Source organism: Leuconostoc inhae, assembly GCF_019656015.1.
Lineage (GTDB): Bacteria > Bacillota > Bacilli > Lactobacillales > Lactobacillaceae > Leuconostoc > Leuconostoc inhae_A.
Genome location: NZ_BPKW01000009.1, coordinates 1 through 24,828 on the forward strand (window position 1 = coordinate 1; position 24,828 = coordinate 24,828).

25 protein-coding genes, 2 tRNA genes and 1 riboswitch are annotated in these 24,828 nt (G+C 36.4%); of the genes, 16 read left to right on the forward strand and 11 right to left on the reverse strand.

The window, feature by feature from the left end; genetic code table 11:
• Nucleotides 1-179: 179 nt before the first annotated feature.
• Both K5Q14_RS06365 and K5Q14_RS06370 read left to right on the forward strand, forming a co-directional pair.
• On the forward strand, nucleotides 180-1,184 hold the full coding sequence (locus tag K5Q14_RS06365) for a hypothetical protein (protein WP_220734998.1): 1,005 nt from the start codon (nucleotides 180-182) through the stop codon (nucleotides 1,182-1,184).
• Entirely contained in the window at nucleotides 1,168-1,362 is a 195-nt protein-coding gene (locus K5Q14_RS06370) for a hypothetical protein (RefSeq protein ID WP_220734999.1), read from the forward strand. The genes K5Q14_RS06365 and K5Q14_RS06370 overlap by 17 nt, the downstream gene beginning before the upstream one ends.
• Nucleotides 1,363-1,674: 312 nt before the next feature.
• On the opposite strand, the gene K5Q14_RS06375 is transcribed toward K5Q14_RS06370, so the two are convergent.
• A complete protein-coding gene (locus K5Q14_RS06375) occupies nucleotides 1,675-1,905 on the reverse strand; it encodes a hypothetical protein (protein WP_220735000.1) in 231 nt (76 codons plus the stop codon).
• Nucleotides 1,898-2,179 carry a type II toxin-antitoxin system RelB/DinJ family antitoxin gene (locus K5Q14_RS06380; protein ID WP_220735001.1) on the reverse strand — a complete coding sequence of 94 codons (282 nt, stop codon included), beginning with the start codon at nucleotides 2,177-2,179 and terminating at the stop codon, nucleotides 1,898-1,900. Before K5Q14_RS06380 ends, K5Q14_RS06375 begins: the two co-directional genes overlap by 8 nt.
• Before the next feature lie 350 nt (nucleotides 2,180-2,529).
• Here K5Q14_RS06380 and K5Q14_RS09775 point away from each other — a divergent pair, with 350 nt between their 5' ends.
• Nucleotides 2,530-5,700 (forward strand): DEAD/DEAH box helicase, encoded by a 3,171-nt coding sequence (locus tag K5Q14_RS09775; protein WP_246587593.1) that lies wholly within the window; start codon nucleotides 2,530-2,532, stop codon nucleotides 5,698-5,700.
• A gap of 75 nt (nucleotides 5,701-5,775) precedes the next feature.
• Here the strand turns inward: K5Q14_RS09775 and K5Q14_RS06390 are convergent, their stop codons facing one another.
• A complete protein-coding gene (locus tag K5Q14_RS06390; protein WP_220735002.1) occupies nucleotides 5,776-6,081 on the reverse strand; it encodes a winged helix-turn-helix transcriptional regulator in 306 nt (101 codons plus the stop codon).
• Between the two features lie 80 nt (nucleotides 6,082-6,161).
• Between K5Q14_RS06390 and K5Q14_RS06395 the strand changes: the two genes are divergently transcribed.
• The 4 genes from K5Q14_RS06395 to K5Q14_RS06405 are packed head-to-tail and all read left to right on the forward strand — an operon-like array spanning nucleotide 6,162 to nucleotide 10,353.
• Nucleotides 6,162-6,914, forward strand: coding sequence for an ABC transporter ATP-binding protein (locus K5Q14_RS06395; protein WP_220735003.1), 753 nt, complete (start codon nucleotides 6,162-6,164; stop codon nucleotides 6,912-6,914).
• Nucleotide 6,915: 1 nt separating this feature from the next.
• Nucleotides 6,916-8,538 carry an FtsX-like permease family protein gene (locus K5Q14_RS06400; RefSeq protein ID WP_246587595.1) on the forward strand — a complete coding sequence of 541 codons (1,623 nt, stop codon included), beginning with the start codon at nucleotides 6,916-6,918 and terminating at the stop codon, nucleotides 8,536-8,538.
• Complete coding sequence (locus K5Q14_RS09780) at nucleotides 8,507-9,115, forward strand: FtsX-like permease family protein (RefSeq protein ID WP_246587596.1); 609 nt, start codon at nucleotides 8,507-8,509, stop codon at nucleotides 9,113-9,115. The genes K5Q14_RS06400 and K5Q14_RS09780 overlap by 32 nt, the downstream gene beginning before the upstream one ends.
• Nucleotides 9,112-10,353: a nucleotidyl transferase family protein gene (locus tag K5Q14_RS06405; RefSeq protein WP_220735004.1), complete on the forward strand. Its 1,242-nt coding sequence runs from the start codon at nucleotides 9,112-9,114 to the stop codon at nucleotides 10,351-10,353. The genes K5Q14_RS09780 and K5Q14_RS06405 overlap by 4 nt, the downstream gene beginning before the upstream one ends.
• Before the next feature lie 60 nt (nucleotides 10,354-10,413).
• On the opposite strand, the gene K5Q14_RS06410 is transcribed toward K5Q14_RS06405, so the two are convergent.
• Nucleotides 10,414-10,485 (reverse strand) — tRNA-Glu (locus K5Q14_RS06410).
• 391 nt (nucleotides 10,486-10,876) lie between these two features.
• On the opposite strand from K5Q14_RS06410, the gene K5Q14_RS06415 reads away from it, so the two are divergent.
• The 3 genes from K5Q14_RS06415 to K5Q14_RS06425 all read left to right on the forward strand — a co-directional run bounded on the left by K5Q14_RS06415 (nucleotide 10,877) and on the right by K5Q14_RS06425 (nucleotide 13,352).
• Complete coding sequence (locus K5Q14_RS06415) at nucleotides 10,877-12,325, forward strand: NCS2 family permease (RefSeq protein WP_220735005.1); 1,449 nt, start codon at nucleotides 10,877-10,879, stop codon at nucleotides 12,323-12,325.
• Between the two features lie 180 nt (nucleotides 12,326-12,505).
• Nucleotides 12,506-12,973: a LytTR family DNA-binding domain-containing protein gene (locus tag K5Q14_RS06420; protein ID WP_220735006.1), complete on the forward strand. Its 468-nt coding sequence runs from the start codon at nucleotides 12,506-12,508 to the stop codon at nucleotides 12,971-12,973.
• The gene (locus K5Q14_RS06425; protein ID WP_220735007.1) at nucleotides 12,960-13,352 is read left to right on the forward strand and encodes a DUF3021 family protein; all 393 of its coding nucleotides are present in this window, start codon (nucleotides 12,960-12,962) and stop codon (nucleotides 13,350-13,352) included. Before K5Q14_RS06420 ends, K5Q14_RS06425 begins: the two co-directional genes overlap by 14 nt.
• A gap of 73 nt (nucleotides 13,353-13,425) precedes the next feature.
• On the opposite strand, the gene K5Q14_RS06430 is transcribed toward K5Q14_RS06425, so the two are convergent.
• Entirely contained in the window at nucleotides 13,426-13,668 is a 243-nt protein-coding gene (locus tag K5Q14_RS06430) for a hypothetical protein (RefSeq protein ID WP_220735008.1), read from the reverse strand.
• Nucleotides 13,669-13,800: 132 nt separating this feature from the next.
• Between K5Q14_RS06430 and K5Q14_RS06435 the strand changes: the two genes are divergently transcribed.
• The 4 genes from K5Q14_RS06435 to K5Q14_RS06450 all read left to right on the forward strand — a co-directional run bounded on the left by K5Q14_RS06435 (nucleotide 13,801) and on the right by K5Q14_RS06450 (nucleotide 18,975).
• The gene (locus tag K5Q14_RS06435; protein ID WP_220735009.1) at nucleotides 13,801-15,870 is read left to right on the forward strand and encodes a DNA topoisomerase; all 2,070 of its coding nucleotides are present in this window, start codon (nucleotides 13,801-13,803) and stop codon (nucleotides 15,868-15,870) included.
• A gap of 37 nt (nucleotides 15,871-15,907) precedes the next feature.
• Nucleotides 15,908-16,177 (forward strand): hypothetical protein, encoded by a 270-nt coding sequence (locus K5Q14_RS06440; protein WP_220735010.1) that lies wholly within the window; start codon nucleotides 15,908-15,910, stop codon nucleotides 16,175-16,177.
• Nucleotides 16,178-16,307: 130 nt separating this feature from the next.
• Entirely contained in the window at nucleotides 16,308-16,739 is a 432-nt protein-coding gene (locus K5Q14_RS06445) for a MarR family winged helix-turn-helix transcriptional regulator (RefSeq protein ID WP_220735011.1), read from the forward strand.
• Nucleotides 16,729-18,975, forward strand: a complete 2,247-nt coding sequence (locus K5Q14_RS06450) for an ATP-binding cassette domain-containing protein (protein WP_220735012.1) — start codon at nucleotides 16,729-16,731, stop codon at nucleotides 18,973-18,975. Before K5Q14_RS06445 ends, K5Q14_RS06450 begins: the two co-directional genes overlap by 11 nt.
• Nucleotides 18,976-19,120: 145 nt before the next feature.
• Here K5Q14_RS06450 and tenA read toward each other — a convergent pair whose 3' ends face one another.
• From tenA to K5Q14_RS06470, 4 genes are read right to left on the reverse strand one after another with little or no spacing between them, the layout of a single operon-like run.
• Nucleotides 19,121-19,789, reverse strand: coding sequence for a thiaminase II (tenA, locus tag K5Q14_RS06455; RefSeq protein WP_220735013.1), 669 nt, complete (start codon nucleotides 19,787-19,789; stop codon nucleotides 19,121-19,123).
• A 12-nt stretch (nucleotides 19,790-19,801) separates the two neighbouring features.
• Entirely contained in the window at nucleotides 19,802-20,464 is a 663-nt protein-coding gene (locus K5Q14_RS06460) for an energy-coupling factor transporter transmembrane component T family protein (RefSeq protein WP_220735014.1), read from the reverse strand.
• Entirely contained in the window at nucleotides 20,461-21,870 is a 1,410-nt protein-coding gene (locus K5Q14_RS06465; RefSeq protein WP_220735015.1) for an ABC transporter ATP-binding protein, read from the reverse strand. Before K5Q14_RS06465 ends, K5Q14_RS06460 begins: the two co-directional genes overlap by 4 nt.
• Nucleotides 21,863-22,444: an ECF transporter S component gene (locus tag K5Q14_RS06470; protein WP_220735016.1), complete on the reverse strand. Its 582-nt coding sequence runs from the start codon at nucleotides 22,442-22,444 to the stop codon at nucleotides 21,863-21,865. Before K5Q14_RS06470 ends, K5Q14_RS06465 begins: the two co-directional genes overlap by 8 nt.
• Before the next feature lie 149 nt (nucleotides 22,445-22,593).
• A riboswitch (TPP riboswitch) is annotated at nucleotides 22,594-22,682 on the reverse strand.
• Between the two features lie 108 nt (nucleotides 22,683-22,790).
• Here K5Q14_RS06470 and K5Q14_RS06475 point away from each other — a divergent pair.
• On the forward strand, nucleotides 22,791-23,315 hold the full coding sequence (locus K5Q14_RS06475; RefSeq protein ID WP_220735017.1) for a dihydrofolate reductase family protein: 525 nt from the start codon (nucleotides 22,791-22,793) through the stop codon (nucleotides 23,313-23,315).
• A 33-nt stretch (nucleotides 23,316-23,348) separates the two neighbouring features.
• Here the strand turns inward: K5Q14_RS06475 and K5Q14_RS06480 are convergent, their stop codons facing one another.
• Nucleotides 23,349-23,873 carry a GNAT family N-acetyltransferase gene (locus K5Q14_RS06480; protein ID WP_220735018.1) on the reverse strand — a complete coding sequence of 175 codons (525 nt, stop codon included), beginning with the start codon at nucleotides 23,871-23,873 and terminating at the stop codon, nucleotides 23,349-23,351.
• Between the two features lie 136 nt (nucleotides 23,874-24,009).
• A tRNA-Gln gene (locus K5Q14_RS06485) sits at nucleotides 24,010-24,080 on the reverse strand.
• A 110-nt stretch (nucleotides 24,081-24,190) separates the two neighbouring features.
• On the opposite strand from K5Q14_RS06485, the gene K5Q14_RS06490 reads away from it, so the two are divergent.
• Nucleotides 24,191-24,709 (forward strand): phosphatidylglycerophosphatase A family protein, encoded by a 519-nt coding sequence (locus K5Q14_RS06490; protein ID WP_220735019.1) that lies wholly within the window; start codon nucleotides 24,191-24,193, stop codon nucleotides 24,707-24,709.
• The last annotated feature ends 119 nt before the right edge of the window (nucleotides 24,710-24,828 follow it).

The following is a 24,828-nucleotide window of genomic DNA, read 5'->3' on the forward strand; positions in this document are numbered from 1 at the left end:
GTGCATCGCGACAAGCAAGTCGCTTAACCGAACAGCCCTAGATAAAAAAGAGTCCGAACTATTGACTTAGGAGCAGTCATTATGAAGTTGGTAACTAGTATTAAAAAATAATATGTAAGTTGCGAATATAACATACTACGCAGTTAGTACTTGGTAACAAATAATAAGGTGGTAATTTAATGAATGAATTTGAAATAACTATACCAAATGATAGATCACTGATTATTGATGTGACAGATAAGGCCCTTTATAGTTATGATTTTGATAGTTACTCATTAGCGCCATTGCAAAAAGCAGCAAGTATAACAATTGGAAAAAATATCAAACAATATTTACTTGAAAATGTTTCTAAAGCCGAGTTACTTCAAAAATCAGTATCAAAAAATAATATAGAATATGTTGCTAATTTTACTAGCGAAGCTAGAGAAAAATTAAAAACTGGAGAATGGGCATTAGGTGTTAAAAAGAAAACAGGTGATCTGTTTGGTATTATTAAGGATAATAAAACTGGTAAAAATAAAAGCATTGTAACTTTAGATTCTAAAATTGTTGATAAGTTAGGAAATTTACCTGAACTTTCCGCAATACAGGGACAGCTAGCTGAAATAACTGAGCAAATTGAAGGGTTGAATCGATTAATTGAACGGATTGAACAAGGACAATATAATGATCGCTTTGCAGGTTTTTTCAGTGCGCGACAGTTAGTTGTTGAAGCATTGGCCAGTAATAATAAGGATCTTAAAAAAGATTTATTAATATCAGCCGTTAAATCGAATAATGATACAATTGCAAAGTTAATGTTTGCTATACGAGAAGATGCAGATGCCTTTACTGATATGAAAACAAAAGCCAAAGATGCAAAGCGTATTGATAATTTTCTTCAAAATTCCATTGGTTATTTGAATGCTTCAGTACAATTAAATTTGGTTGCCTATACTGCGATGGGTGAAAAAATGCCAGTAATAGCAACATTGGTGAATTACCAATCTTTTATTGAACAAATACTGTTAAAGCAAATTGGTGATTCAGACAAATCAGTTTCATGGAAAATTGATAATATACGTCAAGGTACAGAGGGAAAGTTCAATGAAATTTCTCAGAATATATCTAATAAAATTACTAGTTTGGTAAATAGCATGGAAAATCTTAAAATTGGAGCATCAACTAATGACGATATCGCATGAAAAAGTATGTAAAGTTCCCGGATGTAGCAAGGAGGTATATAGCAAAACATCATTTTTTTGTGGTGAGCATAAAAGAAGTATAAAAGAAAATAGCAAGAAGGCATTCCAAACAACTGTTGCATTAGCTGCGGCTGCTGGCGTAGTTTCAGTGAACATTAAAAAGTTTCTAAAAAAATAGAAAGGTCAGTTCACAGTGTTACCGGACTCCTTTAAAATTTGTGTAAAGAATAGATTTTAAAATATAGCTGAGTGTCTTCAAAAAACTGTAAATATTTTATGATATCAATTCATTAATGTTCTATCATCTAATCCCTACTTGATGCACATACTGGAAAAACCATCCAATAGTTATTTAAATAAAAAAGCACCCATAGGCACTTCAATCTTGATCACCAAACAACAATGAGATATCCTGTCGAGTAGACAAGATATTCAAGACAAAAACTGTTTTTGAAAATTTATCTAAATAGACAAACGCAAGATAGTTTTTTTATGGCGCTTGATATTGTAAAATAGCATAACGTTTGTCGATAGTTAACAAATGATTTTTAAGCCATGGTGCACTTTCAGCACTATACGTCAACTTTGATAACCCTGTTAGAAGTTTAGTCTGCACATTCTTTGCATTGAGTGGGCTATGCAAATGATCACGTATGTAACTGTCAATTTTTGTTAAGTCGGATTGTGCGCTATCTAACATCACCACTTGATAATCAGTCAAGACGATACTCTGCAACTTGTGCTAGTGGTTTTGCTTGATCACGATGATGTTCTAGGTCATACAGCCCACGATCGAGTTCTGTTTGCAAAAAAGCTAACTGCTTGTCATAAGTTTCCGGCACAGTTGTATCAAAAGGCAATTTATTCTGAGCAACAAGTTGCTTAGATGCCATGACCACAAAGGTATTAAAGTTCAAGCCAAGCGCCTCTAGTTTGGCTTGAACTTGTTGTTTTAAATCGTCATCCATGCGGATACTGGTTGCTGATGTAGTCATAATGATACCTCCTGTAGTTTTATATCTATATTTTAACATAAAAATAATGAAGTGCCAATAAAGGCCTAACGAAATGTTATTCGTTAGGCCTTTAATTTTACCCATGATAACGCCCATACCAAGCTTTAATTTCAGGGACAAGTTCTAATAAATACAACCCCTTATACGTAAAATGATAGGCGATTTATGGTGATTAGTCGGTAAGTGGTCTCTTGTGATGATACAGTTTTTTGCTTATAATTCAACTAGGTTGTAAAATATAACGTAACAATTATAAAAATTTTTAGAGGAACTGATGTAATTATTTGCGTATCATTGAATTTAATTAATTTTCATGCACAGGGGGCTATATGGAAAGCAATAAACAACGTGTCAATATTATTAAGGCATTACAGCTGATCGACCAGATAGGGGAGTCGTTATTACCTAAAAATATTGATTTTAATCAAACATCGCCATTGGATCTTACTGCAATTGAAGTTGTAAACTCATCATTCTTTGAGACATTGTTTCCTAATGAAATTGCTAAAATAGTAACAAAAAATAAAAAAGAAAATAAACATGAAAAAACTGAAGATTTGATTTTTCCAGTCTTCTTTGGGATATATCAAGGGCAAAAACTTCGAGATGCTATCAAGTCAGATGATTTATCCGAGGTAGTGGAAGTAGATAAAAATAAGAATTTTGCGGCAATGATGATATTTAATAAAGATTTTGAAATTGTATCAGGTGCAACTTTTGTGCCTGTTAATACGATTTTATTGAGTGACATTAATGACGTATCTGAAAAAACGAAAAATTTTGAACAAAAGCTTGAAACGGTATACCAAGATTTTATTGATGATGATTTAAGTTTTGCTGAGAAATTGCAGAAAATCAATCAGTTCATCCGTTTCAATTTTGCAGTGGCATCTGATGAAATTGATTACGTCATGCCAGTTCATAAAAACAAAGTGACGAATTTACATTCTTTTTTTACCAATGATATTGAGTCGATTTTAGCAGGTGGTAGTGAACATTATGGCAATGTTAAGCGGTATATTGATGGTTTTGATGCACAAAAACGAGTTGATCTGGAAGGTGAAGACAAATCAATTTATAGTGATATCTTGAATCCCGCTAAATTTCCTGATAGTCGATGGCCTTCTAATCCAAGCCATGCCTTATCACTTATGCAACAAGTTGCAGTGAACTTGGCAATTAATGATAAAAATAATATTAGATCTGTGAATGGGCCACCAGGAACAGGGAAGACAACGCTATTAAAAGACATTTTTGCAGATATGATGGTCAAGCAATCTGAGCAATTGGCCAATTTAACTGACCCTAAAAGTGCAATCGTTAAAGGTGAGCACTTTGCATGGGATCAAGAAAACCCGAAATTTCATATTGATTATCATTTAGCACCTGAATTGATGGGTTATGGCATTGTTGTTGCTAGTTCGAATAATGCAGCCGTAGAAAACATTTCAAAAGAATTACCTCAATTACCCGATTTAGACACTAATGAATATGCCATCGATTATTTCAAAGAAGCTTATTCAAAACAATATGATAAACCAACACCTGACAAAACATGGGGATTTTTTTCAGCGCCTGGTGGGAACACAAAAAATCGAGATAATTTAATGTCTGGATTACAAGCTATTATTACTTCTGCGGCTGAAGCGGAAGCTATTGGCGATTGGCAGAGCACACGCGAACAATTTTTAGCCACGTTGCAAGAGGTACGAGATATTAAACAGCGTACTGCAGAATACTTTATGGACATTCAAGCATATGAGAAAGCCAGAGATTCAATGGTTACTGATAGTGATGCGAGTGAATTAACTGCTTTAGAAAAAGAATTAGTTTTGTCTCGGAAAGATGTCATTCAGGGTGAGCAAGAATCAGAAGCGTTTGACAATAAAATTAACACATTAAATGGTCAAATTAAGAACGAAATTGCAGCAAAACCTACGGGATTTTTAATGTCTAAGAAACGACGAGGGCAGGCTAAAGAAATTAAGGCATATATTAGTAAGTTGAATGATAGTATTCGTGATTTAATTGTTAAGCAAGATCTAGCGGATGAAAAAAAGAAGCAGGCAAGTAGGTATGCTAACCAAATTGAACAGAAAATAAAATTATTAGCAGAGAAAGTAGCACACAGCAAAGCGACATTATTAAAACTAAAAATAGCATATGACAAAGCAATGGCATATTTTAAAAATCTAAAAAACGTTAAGGTTTTGGATAGTGAATTTTGGTATAACGAAACAAATGAACAAATTCAACTGTCAACTTTATGGTTTGATGACAGGTTTCGTGAATTACAAGCTCGCACATTCGTAGAAGCAATGAAAGTTCGCAAATTGGCAATTATTCACATTGTTCAAGATAAGAAGAACAATCCTTTTGTGCATGTATTGAATCAAACATGGCCTAAAAAAAATTTAATTGCGGCGCAAAATCCTAAGGTAATTAATCATTCCTGGGGTGTTATACAATTTCTAGTACCCGTTATCAGTTCGACGTTTGCCTCGTTTGGTTCGTTTTTTGGATCTATGGGTGAAGGCAGTATCGATAATTTGTTTATTGATGAAGCAGGACAAGCTCTGCCTGTCCAAGCGCTTGGCGCTTTTTGGCGGTCAAAGCGTGTCATGGCTGTCGGTGATCCATCGCAAATTGCACCTGTGCAATTGACTGAAGAATCTATGTTAAACCAAATTAAGAATTACTATGGTATTAAAACGAATATTTTTACAAATCCAGAGGCTTCAATTCAAGTTCTTGCTGATCGTGCAAGCCAGTTTGGTGGTAATTTAGAAAGTGGCTGGGTTGGTATACCATTATGGGTGCACCGCCGTTGTTTAGATCCGATGTTTTCAATTGCGAACCGCATTTCCTATCATAATAAAATGGTTCAAGGCAGTGACCATGAGGTTGGATCAGCGTATTGGTTTGATGTTCAAGGAAATGCGACAAACCAACAATTTGTTCCAGATCATAAGAAATGGCTGGAAGCAGCAATTCAACAAAGACTGGCGATTTCGCAAGAAGGTGACCTTGAAAACAACGAAGCTGTTAAAAAAGCAACGTCAATAACGCTTGCTGATATTTATGTTATTTCGCCATTTCAGATTGTTGCAGAAAAAATGTCAGAGATAAACAAACCAATTGGCATAACGGAAAAAGACTTTAAGCTGTGGAGAAAAAATAATGTCGGGACTACGCACAAGTTTCAAGGTAAAGAAGCTAAAGTTGTATTTTTCATACTTGGTGCGGACGAAAACAGTGCAGGATCGATAACGTGGGCAACTCGCGAACCTAATTTGTTAAACGTAGCTATTACAAGAGCCCAAAAAGAATTTTATCTCATTGGCGATAAGACAGCTTTTGGTACGTTTAAAAATTTAGATGTTACGGCAGAATGTATGTCACGTAAAGCAAGTCCTGTATGGCAAATGATTCAATCAAGGATGGCGAATACTAAATTATCAAACTCTGAGATTACCAATTCCTATTTTAGTGAAAAATAAGCGTGTTGATGGCAATAAAGGCCTAACGAATAAAATTTCGTTAGGCCTTTAATCTGTTCTAAAATAATTCAATCATTACTCATGATAACGCCCATACCAATTCTTAATTTCAGGGACAAGTTCTAATAAATACAGCCCCTTATCCGTAAAATGATAGGCAATTTGTGGTGGATTAGTAGGTAAATTCTCGCGCGTAATGATACCAGTTGCTTCGAGATCTTTTATTCGAGTCGATAGAATTCTAGGATTGATGCTGGGAATATGACTTTTCATCATGCCATAGTGATTATGTCCGTCGTGGATAGCCTGTAAAATGTCAACGGTGAACTTTCCTTTGACAACGTCGATTGTAGATTGGACAGGGCAATTAGCTGTTGGCATAGTATACTTTTTTTCCCTTCTTGTGAAAAATTAGTAATCGTTTATTATATTAAATATATCACAAGGGAGGCAATAAGCCAATGTCAAAAAGCAATATCATTAAAGTACAGCAGTTATCCAAGCACTATGAGAATCATAAGATTTTAGAAAATATTGATTTAGATATTTTCGAGTCGGATTTTACTGTCATTATGGGACCTTCAGGCGCTGGGAAATCAACGCTACTACAAAATATATCAACGATGGATAAACCTACTAGTGGCAAAGTTATATTTAACCAACAAGATCTCACACAATTCACGGATAAAAAATTATCACAGTTTAGAAAAAAAGATATTGGTTTTATTTTCCAGTCATTTAATCTCATTGAACACTTGAGTGTTTTGGAAAATGTTTGTTTGCCGGGCTTATTACTAAAATCAGAGTCTAAACAACAGGTGATCCAACGCGCTAAGCAACTGCTTACCGGATTAGGACTGGATGGTCATATGGACCAAGCTATTACACACTTATCCGGTGGTCAAAAACAACGTGTGGCCATTGCTAGAAGTCTGATTAATCAACCTAAAATTTTGTTCGCTGATGAACCAACAGGCGCCCTAGATTCGACTGCTGGTATTGAGGTGCTTGATAGTCTCACGTTGAATAATCAAAATGGTCAAACAATTGTTATGGTGACACATGATTTAAAAGCTGCCCTTCGTGCTGATCGTATTTTGTTTATTAAAGACGGTAAAATTTTTGGGGACAGAAACTTTACGCCTTATGATGCTAGTCAAATTAAAGCAAGACGAACAGAAATTGAATCTTGGTTACAAGAAATGGGGTGGTAATATGCGAAAAATTATTAAATCACTCATTATGGGGCAAAAAACCTTTATGGTAACTATCGCCTTATTAACTTTTGTATCGGCACTGACAAGTATGACAATTTTAACTGCTTATCGCGCTAACATTTCCCAATATCGATCAGCTTATCGTACGGATCAACTACCCGATGTACTTGTTAAAATGGACAATGATAACGATATAACAACTGGTATAAAATCGCTTAAAAACGTTAAAAATGTCACTTCTAAAGTAGGTATTGTGTCACAAGTCATGGCCAAAAATGACGAAAATGTTGCGTTATTTATTTCAAATGATGTCTCAAATCTTAATTTAAAAGTACCAGATAATCATAAGATTATATTATCTTCTTATCTTAAATCAAGTGATAATTTTAAAGTTGGTGACACTTTTAAAATTGGGCAACAACAATTAACAGTTCAAGGATTTTATGATGATCACTTACTTGGCAGCCCATTGTTTAAATATAAGCAAGGCATTGTCTCTAAAGAAACAATGCAAATCTTACAGTCACAAAAGGGACAACAAAAAAGTCAATTAGCGTTTGTTAATGCTGTGAAAAAAGCTGAAAACAGCAGTAACTTATTATCAGATTATCCAGACAGATTACAAGCGGATTTGATTTATGACAAAGGCTACATTCAAAAAGCCTATACAATGTTACCAACAATTGTGGCACTTGTCATTATTCTAGCTGCGGTATTTTTATTTGGTATTTGTTTATTTGTCATGCGTTTTGCGCTTTTGTCTGGTATTGATAAAGATCGCCAGAAGATTGCAACCTTTAAGACGCTAGGAATGACTAATCGACAAGTTAATTTGGCATATGTGATGTCTTATTTAGGCAGTAATCTGGTTGGGTTATTTGGCGCCGTGGTGGCTAGTTTTTGGACAAGTAACCTAGCTTTCAAATTTTTCTGGCAGTTAAATGGTTTGACAAGTGCGCAACACGTGCCGATTAATATAATCATTGTGTCAATCATTACACTGATTATGGTCGGTTTTTCTACAATCATTATTTTATTATCACTTAGGCCAGTTGGATCAATTTCACCAGCAGCAGCTTTTCAAGGTAGTCAGAGTAAAGTCATCTCAAGTAGCGGGCATTTAAAATTAACCAAAAGCAAGATGCCACTTCAAATTGCCTTAGCATTTAAAGATTATAGGCAAAAGATTGGTCATTATATGACTTTCACTTTAGTGATTAGCTTGTTTGTATTTTTGAGTTTAATGATTATGACTCTAAATCAGGGCTTTAAAGGAAAAATTAATGGTTTGTTTGGTTTACCAAGCGTTGACCTGATCATGCAAACACCAAATGATACACTGCGTCATGAATCATTACAAAAAATCAATACGATAACACCAATTAAATCGAGTGGTTATAACCAAGAGACGAAAATTCTTCTAAGTAAAGACGTGATACCAGTACATCGATATAGTCAAATACCGCATGAAATAAAGGTATTATCAGGACATCAACCGAAACAGTCAAAAGACCTCTTGCTATCAAGTAATCTCATGAAAACGTTGCATCTGAGTGTCGGCCAAACGGTTCGCGTCAAAACAGTAACAAATGACAGTTGTTGGTACGTATCAAACAATTAACAATTTGGGAAAAGAAGCCTATAGTCTTATTGATACAAAGTTACCCATGACAACGATCTATATTAATTTAAAAAAGACAACTAACAAGAATAACTTGTTAACGCGCCTTTCACACGAGAATGTACAATTAATCGATACAAGTGCCAGCTCCAAAAATTTAACTATGAGTATTCAACGTGCGGTTAAGGCGTTAGCTAATATCATTTTACTGTTAACACTTATTATTTCTGGTTTGTTTGTTTATCTTGTCAGTTATCTGACGATTGAAACAGAAAAGAGGCAAATAGCGTTGAAAAAAATGTTAGGTTTTACCAATCAAGCATTAAGAATTCAGTATTTACTCCGAGCAGGATTTGCATTGATATTAGGTATTGTCATCAGTTTGATACTTAACAAATTCATTGGATCTGTTTTAATCAATAGTTTAGTGAGCTTGGGTGGATTAACCAAGCTGAGTGTGGCATTACCATTATCATATGATGTGTTCATCATCGCGTTACTGGTTTGTGAAAGTAGTTTGATTGTTTTAGTTGCAAGTCAACGAATAACAAAAATTAAAATTGGAGACTTTTTATGAAATTTGTGCATAGTATTTTTTTGAAAATTGCGCTTAGTATGGGAATCGTGATGTACATGGCCTATGCTATTCCAACGCGTCAATATACTAACCTTTATTTAATTGGTATTAGCGTATTTACAGCGTTATTTTTACCCATATTTACAATCGTTAGCACTTACTTGGAACAACAAACATTCAGATTAACGGCTTCGATGTTTGCTAGTAAGTTTGCTAAATTTGTGTGGCAGAGTCTTTATAACCTTTTTGCGCTAGGGCTACTCGTCAAAGGGCATGTAATCGATACGACTAATCTTCGAATGGTCGGTGGATTGGTAGGCGCAATTTGTTTAACTTCTTTGGCTTCACAAGGATTACAGTACCTTGCCATTATGCTGAGTAACCATGGGAAAGGCAATCGATTTGCTAATGTTTTTTTAGCCTTGAGTTTTAATGTGATTATTAGTGCTTTGGCTGCAATAGGTTATAAAAAAATCCAAGTGATTTTCATCATATTGGGCTTAGTGCTTGGAATTATTGGTATATTTATAAGTTTAGTAACAGATATTTGGGGTATAGTACCTTCTAAAGGTGGGGTTGGGTTGTTTCTTGGCACTTTTAATCCCGTGCATAAATCACATATTGCTATATTAAAAAAGTTTATTGATGAACGTCATTTGGACAAAGTATACATTCATCCAACAATTATTCCAAAAATGCATCAGTATCTTTTAGATAAAGGGATGATTGAAATCGTCAAAGAAGATGCGGGTAAGCGATATTATGAAAAATCTGCTTTAGCAGATCCGCTTGTCAACTCTTTTCCTACTGGTAAAGTATTTTACGAAGCTGAAAATCGTTTATTTATGTTAAAAACCGCAATCAAAGAAGCTGGTTTGGAGAACAAAGTAGAGATTTTATTTGATACAAAACGTTATCAAGAAGATGGTTTTTATGCTATTATCAAAGCTATTCGAAAGAAACATCCTCATACACAATTGCATGGGCTTTTAGGGACAGACGAAGGCGGTATGTTGCTTCATGATATTTACGATGAAACACGTGTTAAACCGTATGTTGTCTTACGGCGAGACAATATATCAGGTACTGCGATACGAAGAGGAGAAAAAGGCATGACAACGCCTAAAGTAACTGAAGTATTAAACTTTTTGTCTGATGTCAAAGAGGGTCAAAGTGGCATGTTGTTTGGTAAAACAGCACACGTTGTTAATAATCGTTTGGAGGTTATTGATGAGTGAGTCGAATACTAAATTTTTGATCACAACATAAAAAGCCGCAACCGAAGTTGCGACTTGATATAGCTCGTGAGAGAATCGAACTCTCGATTCCGCCGTGAAAGGGCAGCGTCTTAGCCGCTTGACCAACGAGCCATGGTCAGTGATGTCTAATATTTATCAGACAACTATAATATCATAACAAGTTTTTTATCACGCGTCAACATGTTCGACGTTTTTTTAAGTCACTATCAGCGTTTATCATCAATTTTTTACGCACTTATGTTACTTAGTGATGATTTCTCATAAAACGTTTTAAAGTTATGTAACGTATTCATACATAACCTTGTTATCTTGGCATATCAATGCTAAAATATTCTATGTAAATTTAGCTGATATAGTATCGAATAATGGTCGATTGTTTCTAGCCAGCACCTATGCTGGAACTATCATAAACGTTTGATTAAATTGATAGCCGTTTGTGCGTCAATTTTTTATTTGCCATAATATTCATCTAATAAGCTGTAACATGACATAGGAGAATGAGATGGAAAAATTATTTCAATTAAAAGAAAATAAAACAACAGTTCGTCGTGAAATTGTTGCGGGAATTACGACCTTTGTATCAATGGCGTATATTTTCTTTTTAAATCCTCAAATACTGGGGCAGACAGGTATACCAACGCAAGCTGTTTTTTTAGCCGCTATTTTAGTGGCGGTTTTTGGTACCTTATTTATGGGACTTTTTGCTAACGTGCCATTTGCCTTAGCGCCAGGTATTGGTATGCAAGCTTACTTTACGTATACCATCGTGTTTGGTTTTGGATTTACTTGGCAACAAGCATTAGCCATTGTCTTTTTGGTTGGTGTCGTTGATATTGTTATTACCTTGACGCATGGTCGTCGAGCCATTGTAAAGGGTATTCCAGCTGAATTAAAAGCTGCTATTGGTGGCGGAATTGGTCTATTCGTCACATATATCGGCTTAAAAAATGCTGGTTTCATCAACTTTATTGTTGATCCAGGAAACATTATCACACTAAATGGTAAACCTTTTACTGGTACAGTACACGGTGCAGTGAATAGTATTTTGGCCGGTGGTGGGGTCACACCAGAATTAACTAAGTTCAATACAGCAAGTCCGCTGTTGGCGTTGATTGGTTTTATTATTTTGGTGGTGCTTGTTTTACGCCGCGTACCAGGTGCCTTCCTTATTTCATTGATCGTGACAACATTAATTGGTATTCCAATGGGTGTTACGAATACACATATCGGCGCTGGCACTTCTGTTGGTCATGCATTTGGTGAATTAGGTCAGGTCTTTGGGCAGTCATTAGGCGCTCAAGGTATTGGGAGCTTGTTTAGTGATTGGCACCATGCCTCATTAGCATTAGTGACTATTTTTGCGATGGGATTGAGTGGTCTGTTTGATGCGATTGGGACACTGGTTGGTATTGGTAACCAAACAGGTATCTTTTCAAAGCAAGACCAACAGTCATTTAACGATAGCACTGGTTTTAATTCAAAAATGGACCGCGCTTTAATTGTTGATACCTTTACAACTGCTTTTGCAGGAATTGTTGGTACGTCAAATACGACAACCTTTATTGAATCAGCGTCAGGTGTTGCTGCCGGTGCTCGTACTGGATTAGCAAATATTGTCACAGCCGCTGGGTTTGCGTTGATGATTTTATTTGCACCATTTGTTGGCGTTGTGCCCACAGCAGCGACCTCCCCATTGCTTATTTTAGTCGGAATCATGATGATGGGCGAATTTAAAAAGATTTCATGGGAGTCATTGGAATTTGCGTTACCAGCCTTCTTTACTTCGGTATTTATGGCGCTGAGTTATTCAATTTCTTATGGTATCGCTGCTGGGTTTATTTTCTTCATTATTGTCAAGTTTACGTTGGGTAAATTCAAAGAAGTTTCACCAGTATTATTGATTGTATCAGCATTCTTCTTGATTAATTTTATAGCACTTGCTTTCATTTAATTCAAATAATACTATTTTATCAGACATAATCAACCGCTTATCACAAAAGCGGTTTTTTTAGTGCCTAAAATTGCTAAGATAACAGCATGAACGAGAGATAGGAGGGATGACACATGTTAAAGTGATTTATGATCAGGTTGTTACATTTGATAGCACAATCATAGTTATGGGAGCAGAAATATGGAAATAAAAATCACAGTTGACGAGTCAATTGATGGTGTTGAAGTTGCCATAACAGGCAATGATATTGAGCAAATGACCGCTATTGCTAAGCAATTACAAAATAAAAAAGTTGAAACAAATAAGTTAGTGGTTAAAACAGGTGACGGTATTCAGGTGGTGACACAATCAGATATTTTGTTTGTTGAAAGTTTTGGCAACGAGCTATCATTAACCTGCAATAATAAACAAACATTAGTGACGAGAAAAACATTAAAACAGTTTTTAGCTGGCGACACGGCGCAATTATTTGTTCAAATATCCAAATCAATGGCAATTAATATGAATGCTTTAACACGTATGGAATCAGCCTTTTCTGGTAATTACTACGCTTTTTTGACGGACCAAACACGAGTCACCGTGTCAAGACGGTTTATTAAAGATATTTTAACGCGGTTAGAAGGGAGTACGGCAGATGAAGTATTTTAAAGCAGGCATAATCCATGTATTTGCTGGTATTGGTATCGGCTCTTTTATTTCGTTACTATCATTTACATTGCATCAAGGGACACCTTCGATCAAACAATTTCTGTTATTAATGACTATGAGTGCGATAATGGGGTTACTGTCTTTGATATTTGAGTTTGAGAACATCACATTCGTCACGCAGTTGATTGCTAATTTTATTTTAGAAATGCTGACATATGGTTTCTTCATATGGTTAACTTTTGGCGGTGCTGTTATTGCATTGACAAATATACCAACATTTCTTATCAGTTATGTGATTGTTTTCATTATTTTTAGAAAACAAGGACAAGCTAATGCACGTCGTATTAATGCTAAATTAGCTGATAAGAAACGAGAATAGTTGATAATAAAAAGCGATGCAATAGGGTTATACCCTATTGCATCGCTTATTAGTAATTATCGCGTTAAAATGCTTAATTGGTCCTTTTATGATCTTTAACCATGTAAAATAGACCAAGCATAATAAACGCAACCGGAAACATAAAAAAGTTAGGAATCGCTGAATTTAAAAACCCATATAGCAATAAACCGATACCTACTAATGTGACAACATAGCCACGATAGGGTTTAATTGCAAGTGCAAATTTTGAGTTGCGGTAAACGGATGTTGAAAAAAGTGCGATAAAAATTAGTACAATGATGAGTGTTGTTGGCATGAGATATCCTTTTATTAATAGTTATATTAACAAGTATACATGAGTCAACAGCAACGTACAACTTACCCGAACATGCCCGTAATCTGTTAAAATTAAGAGAGATAATTCAAGAAAGATATGACAACATAACTTATGCCTAACTACCTTATTTTAACTGAAAAGCCATCAGCGGCAGCCAATTTTGTCAAAGCATTAGGCGGCAAAACAGGCACATTTAACAATTTCACCTACAAAATTACCAATCTTCGCGGACACGTGATGACACTCAAAGATCCCGAAGAAATGGTTGCAGAAGACTTGAAAAAACAATATAAATCTTGGTTAGTCAAGCATTTACCATGGGATTTAAATGATTTCTCTTGGGAACGAACGTATATTCGTCAGCGTAACATGCGTACTGGTAAAACTGAATCAACTAAAAAATTAATTGATGAGCTTAAAAAAGAAGCCAAGACAGGTTATGATGCCATTGTGATTGCGACTGACACGGATCCATCAGGTGAAGGCGAATTATTGGCATGGGAGGCATTAGACGCGATTAAATGGCGTTGTCAAGTGCTACGAGTCAATTTCATGGATGAGTCCGCAACAGGCATTAAAACAGCCATGATGAATTTGCGTGACGTCTCAGACAAGCAGCAAGACGGCGAGTATATTAAAGGCGAGAGTCGTAACCGTTGGGATTTTGCATCAATGCAACTCACGCGAATTGCGACAACTGCTGCCAAAAAACAGGGGTTTAAAGTTGTTGCGCGTGAAGGTCGTTTAAAGTCAGTCATTGTTTGGCAAATATATGCCCAACTACTAGCTATTAAAAATTATGTGAAGAAACCTTACTTTGAAGTCAAATTTAAGGACCCAGCTGGGCATACTTTTGGTCGCGTGACACCAGATGGTGATGTCATACCTTGGCGTTTTTCAACAAAAGCTGATGCGCAAAAGGATATGGCGCAATATCATGAGAGTGCAGTTGCTAATGAAAAACACCAAACACGTACGCAGGCGCCGGGAAAATTGCTTGATTTGGCAGGCCTAGCTTCTATTTTAGCGCCACGTGGCTTTTCATCAAAGGAAGTTTTGGGCACTTATCAAAAAATGTACGAGGCACAGGTTGTGTCATATCCACGTACAGAAGATAAAACTGTGACGCCAGAACAATTTAACGACTTACTACCTAAAATTGACCAGATTGCACAGCTCGTTCATGTTGATACCAGTTTGTTAACGCACCGCCAACCACGTCCAACACACGTTAAAAAGCAAGGTGCTCACGGTGCTAACCGACCTGGCGAAAACCTACCAACTAGCTTAGCAAGTTTAACCAAATTTGGACCGAGTGCACAAGCAATTTATGATATTTTAGCTAAAAACTATCTAGCAATGCTCGCTGAAGACTATGTTTATGATCATGTGACAGCCGATTTGGAAGATTATCCACTGTTCAAAACAGCTTTTAATATACCAATTGAAATGAATTTCAAAGCGGTTTACGATTCTCAGCGGGCGATTAAGGTTGAAGAAGACAGCGAAGATGATAATACTGGGCAGTTAGGACCAATTGCGCAACCTTATTTGTATGAAGGGGCGAACAAAAAGCCACAAACACCGACCACTAAATGGATTATGGCATTCCTAGAAAAGCACCATGTCGGGACTGGTGCCACACGAGTATCAACGTTATCTGACATGAGTCGCGGCACAAAATCGATGATCAAAGAAACACGTGGCAAGTTAACGTTAACTGAAACAGGGAATGTGTCGGCAGTAATGGTTAAAGATACATGGATTGCGTCACCCAAAATTACCAAGCGTTTATTTGAAATGATGGACCAGGTCGGCCAATTTGAAATCACGATGCCCAAATTACTCGATTCGATCACACAGGTTGTTGAACATGATATGCCAATTATGTTGTCAAATGCTGATGACCTCGAATCCTTATTAGGCAAGCCAAAACCTGCGCCAAAAAGACAAGTTACCGAAAAAACGACGGGTATATTTAAAGGTGAAGAAATTAGCTTTGCCAAATCCTGGAGTGGGCATATTTTTACAGCTGATGAACTGGTCAAGCTATTAAATGGGGATGATATCAGTTTTGATGCAAAATCAAAACACGGTAAGGCCTATACTGCGAGTGGTAAAATGTCAAAGCAAACATTTAAAGGCAGTGTGTTTTATGGGTTTAAGTTGAATCCAAAGTGATGAACTGTTATGGTATTTATAAGGGGGGAAGTAAGACATGGCATTTTTTAAAAAGCAACAGGATCTACTATCATATTTAGAAGCAATTCATTTAGACACTAGTGTAGAGCAAGTGTTGGTTGACCGTGCAATTGTACAATTAAAAAAGAAGACCTATGAGCGTAGAGTGATTGTTGATCTTGCATCTGGGTTCCGGCAGTTAGCGTTAGAACAAAAAATTTCTAAAGCAGGTTTGGCGTTATATACTAAGTTGCAAAAGCCAAATATTGGCGATGGTGTTGGTTTAACTGCGGGATTGTGGTTTTAAAACATAAATAATTTGAGAGCGTGGGCTTTATCTTAACTTAGAAAGGTTAGATAAAGGACATTGCCTTTATATTCAAAAAGAGATATAGTTTCTATATGGAAACTATATCTCTTTTTGAAAGGATTTATTAATGACTGAACAATTACAAGTAACACTCTCACAGTTACAATGCGAATTAGTTGCGGAACGTAACCTCGTTAATCCTGATGGCATTTCTTGGTTACAATATGATATTTTAAGTCTGTTAAAGTCAGAAGCTAAATTGCCGAAACAATTAAGTCAACATCTTGGTATTACCAAAACAAAACTATCAAAAAATTTAACCAAATTGCATGAATTAAACTATATTATTCAAATACCAGCTCAGATAGATCGTAGAGAAATGGTGACAGACTTAACCATAAAGGGCCGACAATTTTTATCTCAAACAGATAATAAGCATCAAGAATTATCAAATGAAGCACAAACTTGCTTTACTCATGATGAACAAGAACAGTTTATAAAACTCAGTCAAAAACTAGTTATGACATTACGAGAAAGCAGGTTATCGAGTGAGCAATAGTGATATTATCATAAAAGGTGCCAGAACTAACAATCTAAAAAATATTAATGTGCAAATTCCTAAACATAAAATAACAGTTTTAACTGGTGTATCTGGGGCAGGAAAATCATCATTAGCTTTTTCAACGCTTGCATCGGAAAGTCAGAGAGAAATCAATAAAAATTATAGTGCTTATGTGCAACAACTTTTGCCTAATTATTCAAAACCTGAAGTTGATAGCATCAAAAACTTACCTTTTTCGGTCGTTGTAACACAAAAAAAGTTAAGCGGTAATGCGCGGTCCACAGTAGGAACATATACTGATATTTATACAACATTACGCTTATTGTTTTCACGAAAAGCGGTACCATTTATTGGTTATTCAATGGTTTATTCTTTTAATAACCCTGCGGGTATGTGCCTAAGGTGTGAGGGCTTAGGGTATATTCAAGACATTAGCAGTGAACAAATTTTAGATAAAAATCTGTCGTTAAATCAGGGGGCGATAAAGTTACCAACGTTTCAACCTGGGGGTTGGCGATTAACAAGATATACCGATTCAGGTTTTTTTGATAATGATTTACCATTGTTAAATTGGGACAATGAAACCTTAAATTTATTTTTATACGGTGCAGAACAAGTACCGAAAAACCCATTGCCCAAGTGGCATAAAACAGCTAAATATGTGGGGCTTATGCCACGTATAAAGAAAGCTTTTTTTAATCAAGAAAATAATAAATATGATCAACAATTAAAAGCTATTATTCAAAAAAGTATCTGTCCTGATTGCCAAGGATTACGTTTAAATCAAGCAGCTCGAAGTGCGAAATTAGCGGGTAAAAGCATTGCAGAATGTTGCATGCTTTCTATTGATGAATTGGAAAAATGGTTAAGTAGCGTCAAAAGTGACGGCATTGAGACGCTTGTTAATGACTTGTTTACAAAAATTTCAAACTTGATGATGGTTGGATTATCCTATCTAAGTCTTAATCGCGGTACGAGTAACCTGTCAGGTGGTGAAGCACAGCGTATAAAGCTTGCTAGCCACCTCAATAGCGCCTTAACAGATGTTTTGTATATTTTTGATGAACCGAGTGTTGGCTTACATCCACATGATTTAATCGGTATTATTGATATTTTTAAGTTACTCAAAGAAAAAGGAAACACGTTAGTTATTGTGGATCATGATCCAGATATTATTCAAATAGCTGATCATATCATTAATCTAGGCGAGTTAGCAGGAGAGAGTGGTGGTTATGTTACCTTCAATGGTAGTTATAGTCAATTACTTCAGAGCAATACACTCACCGCAGAAGCACTTAATAATCCAGGAACAGTTAATCTACCGCAACCATTAAAGTTTGAATTTTTTAAATTAAAACATTTAAAATTACATAACTTATTAGATATAAATGTTGATATTCCAAAAAAAGCGCTAACAGTTATTTCTGGTCCAGCAGGATCTGGTAAAAGTTCTTTAGTTCGTTCTTTTATTAAGCAACAAGATAATATAACAATTTTAAATCAAAACCCAATTCATGCCAATTCGCGATCAAATATTTTGACTTATTTAGGCGTATTTGATCTACTGAGAAAACAATTCGCACATGCTACTAAAAAACCATTGTCACTGTTTTCTTTCAATGGCAAGGGAGCCTGTCCTGTATGTAAAGGACTCGGTGTGATCAAACTTGACTTGGCTTATCTTGGTGATGCGACTTCAATTTGTGAGGCTTGTCAGGGATCCAGATATTCAGATGAGGTACTTCAGGCTAGCGTCAATGGCTATAATATTCATCAAGTTTTGAATCTGACTGCTAGTAAAATAGCGACATTATTTCCTGTGTTAAAGTCTACCATGTCGGTATTACAAGATTGTAAATTAGACTATTTGAAAGTTGGTCAGTCTTTAAACACACTTTCAGGTGGTGAACTACAACGTTTGAAATTAACTAAATGTTTACTGTCAAAGCAAAGTCAAATTATCGTGCTTGATGAACCAACAAGTGGCTTACACGAAGCGAACATTCAAGAATTGATTGATTTGTTAAAAAATATTATTTTACATCGACAATTAACCATTCTTGTAGTAGAACATAATTTACGTTTTATCGGTCAAGCCGATTGGGACATAGATATGGGACCAGGAGCAGGCGACAATGGTGGGAAAGTTCTTTTTCAAGGAACGCCATACGAATTAATCAAAGTTGGTAATACCTACACTGCTGATGCTCTAAAACAATATTTTGCAAACTAAATGCAATATATTGAGAGAGTAAATAAGTAAGCAATAGTTAATGAATGAAGTGACTAATTTATTCAAATAAATTGACAAAAAAACTGATATCGTGTTTTGGGATTAATTATCCTCAAAGCATGTCTATCAGTTTTTTTACATAATGTTAAAAGTCAAACTGCCATTGTGTCTGCTTCCAAGCAGCTTCCCAGAAACGCCACTCCATTTCTAAACTTTTCAAAAAAGTTTGAGCGACATGTTCTTTTTGGCTATCATTAAGATTAGCAACAGCACGATTTAAGGCGTCAAAACGCCAAGCATTGTAATCGATGGTATCATCTTCTTGTGGTGCATAGAGTTCGATCCATTCTTTCAATGGATTGGCCTCGTTATTGGCACCTTGCGACACAAGTTTACTGCCAATAACACCATAACTCCAAGCACATGGTAATAAAACAGCGATTGCATCAGCATAAGTACCATGGTAGGCGGAAGTGTACATGTGGTCCGTATACAGTTGTGTATCAGGACTACGGCGCCAATTTTCAACGTGATGACCAGTAATAGCTAACATCACTTCATGGGCTTTGGATTCGTTACTGACGAATTGTGCTGTTTCTAAGAGGCGCGCAATATCGTCTGCATCAGTTGTTTTTGTGACTGTCAGTGCAGTAACTTGCAAATAGTCTTTTAAATAATGTTCATCTTGTTCCACGTAATAATTTAAAACGGCATCAGGGACAGTCCCAGCTGCAATACCTTGAACAAACGGATGCACCATGATGGCGGCCATCATTGGCTGTGCACGTTTTAATACATCTTCTGAAAAAGTCATAAAGTTATCCTCTCAGTACCAGTTAGGTAGTAATAATAGTTGAAAAGCAATTAAAATAATGACCAATAAGAACCAATCGCGTCGTTTAATGGTAACGACTTGTAAGTGTGTTCGGGTCGCACCCTCAGTAAAGCCATGGCTAACCATACCTTCAGCCAAATTTTGTGACCAACGAATGGCCGCTAAAATGGCTTTAAAGTAAAGCTGCGGTTGCCAAATATGCAGTGTCTGACCGCGCATTTGTGACGCAACGCGAATGGTCTTCATTTCTTGGCTAACTGCGGGCATAAAATTCAAAACACCAACTAATGCGTAAACAAATGTTGCGCTGAGTTTAGCTTTTTGCTCCAAAGTGGCTAAGAAAATATCACGTTCATCATTAAGCTTTAAGGTGAATAGGCCACCTAGCCATAAATAGGCGAAGACACGAGATAACATGACCCAAGCCATATGCTCATGATCCCCAGTACCAAAATACATCAATGAAAACCAAGAGCCTAGTCCAGGTAATAACGGCAATATAAATAACCATAACCATTGCCGCCAATTGAGTTTAAGAAATAAATATAAAAAGGCACTAACGCCAATGATAATAATATTGAGTGTCACGCTTTTTATAAAAGTAAGTTCCAAAGCAATAACCATAACGGTTGCAAATTTTATCAATGGATTCATAAGGCATCACCAACGTAATTGAGTTCTTGATTATCGAATTGTAGATGGTAATCAAACCAATCGGTTACTGCATGTAACTGATGACTAATCATGATCACTGTTTGATGTTGCCGTGTTGTCAAATCGGCAATGATATCAAGTAAATGTTGCTGTGAGATGCTATCAAGTCCTGCTAAAGGTTCATCAAACAATAACGTTTGGGTGCCAATGATTAACATTAATAACACCTGTAACTTTTTCTGTTGACCGCCAGACAATTGATAAACAATATGGTCACGAAGGCCATGCAGATTTAATTGTGTTAAGACACGTGTGATTGCATCGTCAGACCAAAACTCTGGGAAATGACTTAACGTCTGCGCTTGCGTAAGTTCTTCTTGAACTGTCATGGCAACAAATTGTTGCTCAGCATTTTGAAAAACAAGTGCAATATCCTGTACATGTTTGGCTATCTTACGCTTAGCAATATTTTCTTTATGATAGGTAATTGTACCGCCATAGGGATATAACTTAACAAGGGCAGATAACAGCGTTGATTTACCCACACCATTTGGGCCAGTGATGAGAATTCGTTTTTCTTCTGGTAATAGTCGAGTTGTGGCCGACAACAATGTGCGCGCACCACTGTTTAAAGTCACAGAGTCAAGTGTAATAATACCTTCTTTTTCGTCCGGTAGGCTGGTATGGATAGCTGGTTGATTTGGTAACTTAGCCAAAATCTGTTCACGTTCGTCCGTTAAGGCGTTGTGTAAATGACCAGAATCCATTACAAAGATATCATCAATGGCGTCCGTATAACCACTCCAATCGTGATCTGTAATTAAGATAGTTTTGCCTTGATTTTGATAAGCTTTGATCACGTCGATTAGTTGTAATCTGGCAATGGGATCAACGTTTGCAAACGGTTCATCTAACAATAAATACTCACTATCTGCAGCTAAAACAGTCGCTAGTGCCACTTTTTGTTTTTCGCCACCAGATAAGTGCAATAAATCATGATGCATATAAGCTGTCATACCAACACTTTCCATAGCATCAGTGATCCGCTTTTCAATATCTTCAGGCTTAACCTGTAAATTTTCTAGGCTAAATCGTAATTCTTCAAAAGGTGTTCTCATGACAAATTGCCGTGTTGGATTTTGAAATAAGTAACCAATATGTGCGACACGTTGATAAGGCACAATGTCATGAATGTCATAATCATCAAGAGTTAACTTACCAGTCAATGACCCATCACTAAATGTTGGATAGAGACCGGATAGTAATTTAAGCAGCGTAGATTTACCACTACCACTTGGGCCAACGAGTAAATTAAAACTGTTAGGTCGTAATTTGAGTGAAATATCGGTTAACACTGGTGTTTCGCGATAAGCAAAATTCACATGGTCAACCACTAAATCAGTCACGATGCAAGACACCAGCCTTTTCAATTAGTTTTTGGATAGCAACAACCAAGACGCCACCAAAGAACAAAAGTGAGATAAAACGTGTGATGAATAAGGCGATTAACAATCCGATATGATAAGAACTGTAACCATCACGGAATGCAGACCAGATAAATGTCACAATTGTTCCAGTAATTGCTGACGAAAAGATACCACGCCAACCCCAGTTTTTGTATCCTAAGACAGCAAATCCTGCTTCACTGCCGATACCTTGTACAAGGCCAGACAACAAAGTTGCGACACCCCATTGACCGCCGAGTAACATTTCAACGGCAGCAGCAAAGAATTCACCCAAAACACCAGCACCTGCTTGACGGATTAAAATACTGGCAAGTGGCGCAGCCATCATCCAGCCACCAATTAGAAGTTCATTGGCAAAAGGAGCTAAGCCCAATGGTGTTAAAGCAGCTGATAATAAATTATAAATTGGGCCAAGTACCCAAAAAATAAAACCGATAAAAACAGCGACGAATGCCAGTAACAACACATCACGGAGTGCCCAACGTGTTGATTTTGACTTTGAAATAGTTTGCATAAGATTATGCCTCCAATAATTTTTTTGTAGTTATTATTTTATGTCTGGTATACAAATGCTTTAAAATTTCAATCTTTCTTTATATGATGTTTTCTAGGCAAATAAAAAACTCTTGGTTCATTTATGAGCCAAGAGTTTGCCTAAGTACAACATCAAAAAAGCAATTCTCCCTTCGCTGGTATTAACCAGATCAGGTTCAATGGGTGTTTCTCAGCCAATGGCACCCCAGATTGTTAAATATTAAACTACAAGTTAAATTTAACATAATTTTTTTGATTGTGCAACTATGTTAAAATAAGTATTAAAGATTAGTAAATAGTATCCAAAAAAGAAAGGTATGGTGTTTATGCGTCAAGTCGTTTTTTACGGTGCTATAAGTTTGGATGGCTTTTTATCTGATGAAAATGATGATTTACAGTGGTTACTTGATACCAACTTAAATGGTCAATCCACCTATGAATCATTTGAAAAACAGATTAGTACCTTTGTAATGGGGCGAAAAACATTTGAAGTGGCACAGCAACTGAGTGGTGAAGAAACGCTTTATGCAGGTAAAGAAAAAGTCGTTTTTTCGCGTGGTAATCATGCGAATCAAAAAGATACCACTTATGTTTCAGGAGACATTGTAGAGATTATTAAAGATTATCAAACAAAAGCGGGGGAAAATATTTGGATTATTGGCGGTGGTAGTATTCTAAAGCCGTTGCTTGAGGCTAATATGATTGACGAATTCTGGATACAGATCGTACCTGTTTTACTTGGGCGGGGGAAGCGATTGTTTGAACCTGGAAATTATCGATACCGTTTGCAGGCAGTTGCGACCACACAACTTGGTGAGATGACAGAAATTCACCTTAAAAGAGTTGATTAGAATGTTATTAAATTTGCGTACACGATGAATTTTTTAGGCCAACTCAGTACGCAAAATACCATACTTGACGGAATCATAATAAGTACCTTGCCAGTAGCGTACCTGTCGAATCGTTCCTTCATGTAAAAGTCCAATTTTTTCACTAGCACGCATCATGCCGGTATTACCAGACCAAGTTGTTAAGCCAATGTGTGGTAGTTCTGTATGTTGTGAAAATAGTTCTGCAATCCAAATTTTTACAGAGGCGGTGGCAATACCTTTACCCCAATCACTTTTTTGATAGATGACAATACCAATTTCTAACCAGCGTTGAAGAGGGCCATCAGCCCAATGTGCAGAAACTTCACCGACAATTCGCTGGTTATACCAAATTAAACGATGGTGTGCATGATCAATTAGTCCATCTGCGTGTTGTTGAAATTCAGGCCATGTTGGGATAGGGTCTTGAAAATAGGGGCCATTAAAGGCCATCCAAGTGCGATCCGCTAAATTACCATATTCAACGTCGTAAACGTATTGCACATCTGATTTTGAAAAAGGTTCAAGGTTAATAGTCATAGCGTCTCCTAATTATGCGCGCCAGCCGTAAAGCTGGAAAAAGTGAACATAAACATTCCTCCTGATAAAGGTTATTATACGCGTATATTATCAGAAAAAGGGAACAAAAAAAGCGATCACATTGATCGCTTAGTTATTGCCCCTGCTGGATTCGAACCAACGATAGTGGCACCAGAAGCCACCGCCTTACCGCTTGGCCAAGGGGCAATTACTCTAACTATTTTACAGAAGTTTAGTCATTTTTGCAAGTCTAAAAATGACCTTTGTTAAATATTCTTTTTTTGGATATACTAGATGAAACAGTAGGGGGAAAATTTATGCAATATGCAACTTATGAAAACACAGTTGAAAAACTAAACAGGCACCATATTACGCTTCATGAAATTGCCATAATTGGCTATGACAGCGAACAATCTTATCTACCAGGATTGACAATTGAACAAGTTGAGGAAGCTGTCATTAGTATCTTACATAAACGCGTCGTTCAGCATCAAATCTGGGTTGCTTTGGAATTAGATCGTTTGGCGGAAGCGCACTTGTTAGAATCACCATTACAGGATTTGGTTGAAAACGATGACACGTTATTTGGCGTGGACGAAACATTAGGGACAGCGATTGCAATGTCTTTTGATACAATTGGCGTTACCAACTATGGCTATATTGATAAAATAAAAGTCGGGTTAGTTGGTGAATTGGATCGTAAGGGAAAGACAACAGAAGCGGTGACCACATTTGCAGATGATATAGTTGGTGCTTTAGCTGCAGCCGCGGCTTCAAAGGTTGCTCATAAATATGCGTCTGGTACTAAGCATGCAGATAGTAACTTAGGTGAATAATAAGTGCTAATAGTTTGATGAAGATTAAATTTGCATAATCGGTCTATACCAATTATAATGAGGTTAAGAATAAATAGGAGGAATGGTAACCACTGTTTTGTTACTCACGATGAGTGGCA

Bases quoted from the DNA above. Each gene is read 5' to 3' on its own strand.
- K5Q14_RS06370 (WP_220734999.1), top strand. From the start codon at position 1,168: ATGACGATATCGCATGAAAAAGTATGTAAAGTTCCCGGATGTAGCAAG.
- K5Q14_RS06400 (WP_246587595.1), top strand. From the start codon at position 6,916: ATGCGAAAAATTATTAAATCACTCATTATGGGGCAAAAAACCTTTATG.
- K5Q14_RS06440 (WP_220735010.1), top strand. From the start codon at position 15,908: ATGGCATTTTTTAAAAAGCAACAGGATCTACTATCATATTTAGAAGCA.
- K5Q14_RS06390 (WP_220735002.1), bottom strand. From the start codon at position 6,081: ATGCCAACAGCTAATTGCCCTGTCCAATCTACAATCGACGTTGTCAAA.
- tenA (WP_220735013.1), bottom strand. From the start codon at position 19,789: ATGACTTTTTCAGAAGATGTATTAAAACGTGCACAGCCAATGATGGCC.
- K5Q14_RS06430 (WP_220735008.1), bottom strand. From the start codon at position 13,668: ATGCCAACAACACTCATCATTGTACTAATTTTTATCGCACTTTTTTCA.
- K5Q14_RS06475 (WP_220735017.1), top strand. From the start codon at position 22,791: ATGCGTCAAGTCGTTTTTTACGGTGCTATAAGTTTGGATGGCTTTTTA.
- K5Q14_RS09780 (WP_246587596.1), top strand. From the start codon at position 8,507: ATGACAGTTGTTGGTACGTATCAAACAATTAACAATTTGGGAAAAGAA.
- K5Q14_RS06380 (WP_220735001.1), bottom strand. From the start codon at position 2,179: ATGACTACATCAGCAACCAGTATCCGCATGGATGACGATTTAAAACAA.
- K5Q14_RS06420 (WP_220735006.1), top strand. From the start codon at position 12,506: ATGGAAATAAAAATCACAGTTGACGAGTCAATTGATGGTGTTGAAGTT.
- K5Q14_RS06480 (WP_220735018.1), bottom strand. From the start codon at position 23,873: ATGACTATTAACCTTGAACCTTTTTCAAAATCAGATGTGCAATACGTT.
- K5Q14_RS06425 (WP_220735007.1), top strand. From the start codon at position 12,960: ATGAAGTATTTTAAAGCAGGCATAATCCATGTATTTGCTGGTATTGGT.
- K5Q14_RS06405 (WP_220735004.1), top strand. From the start codon at position 9,112: ATGAAATTTGTGCATAGTATTTTTTTGAAAATTGCGCTTAGTATGGGA.
- K5Q14_RS06365 (WP_220734998.1), top strand. From the start codon at position 180: ATGAATGAATTTGAAATAACTATACCAAATGATAGATCACTGATTATT.
- K5Q14_RS06395 (WP_220735003.1), top strand. From the start codon at position 6,162: ATGTCAAAAAGCAATATCATTAAAGTACAGCAGTTATCCAAGCACTAT.
- K5Q14_RS06460 (WP_220735014.1), bottom strand. From the start codon at position 20,464: ATGAATCCATTGATAAAATTTGCAACCGTTATGGTTATTGCTTTGGAA.
- K5Q14_RS06470 (WP_220735016.1), bottom strand. From the start codon at position 22,444: ATGCAAACTATTTCAAAGTCAAAATCAACACGTTGGGCACTCCGTGAT.
- K5Q14_RS06435 (WP_220735009.1), top strand. From the start codon at position 13,801: ATGCCTAACTACCTTATTTTAACTGAAAAGCCATCAGCGGCAGCCAAT.
- K5Q14_RS06445 (WP_220735011.1), top strand. From the start codon at position 16,308: ATGACTGAACAATTACAAGTAACACTCTCACAGTTACAATGCGAATTA.
- K5Q14_RS06490 (WP_220735019.1), top strand. From the start codon at position 24,191: ATGCAATATGCAACTTATGAAAACACAGTTGAAAAACTAAACAGGCAC.
- K5Q14_RS09775 (WP_246587593.1), top strand. From the start codon at position 2,530: ATGGAAAGCAATAAACAACGTGTCAATATTATTAAGGCATTACAGCTG.
- K5Q14_RS06415 (WP_220735005.1), top strand. From the start codon at position 10,877: ATGGAAAAATTATTTCAATTAAAAGAAAATAAAACAACAGTTCGTCGT.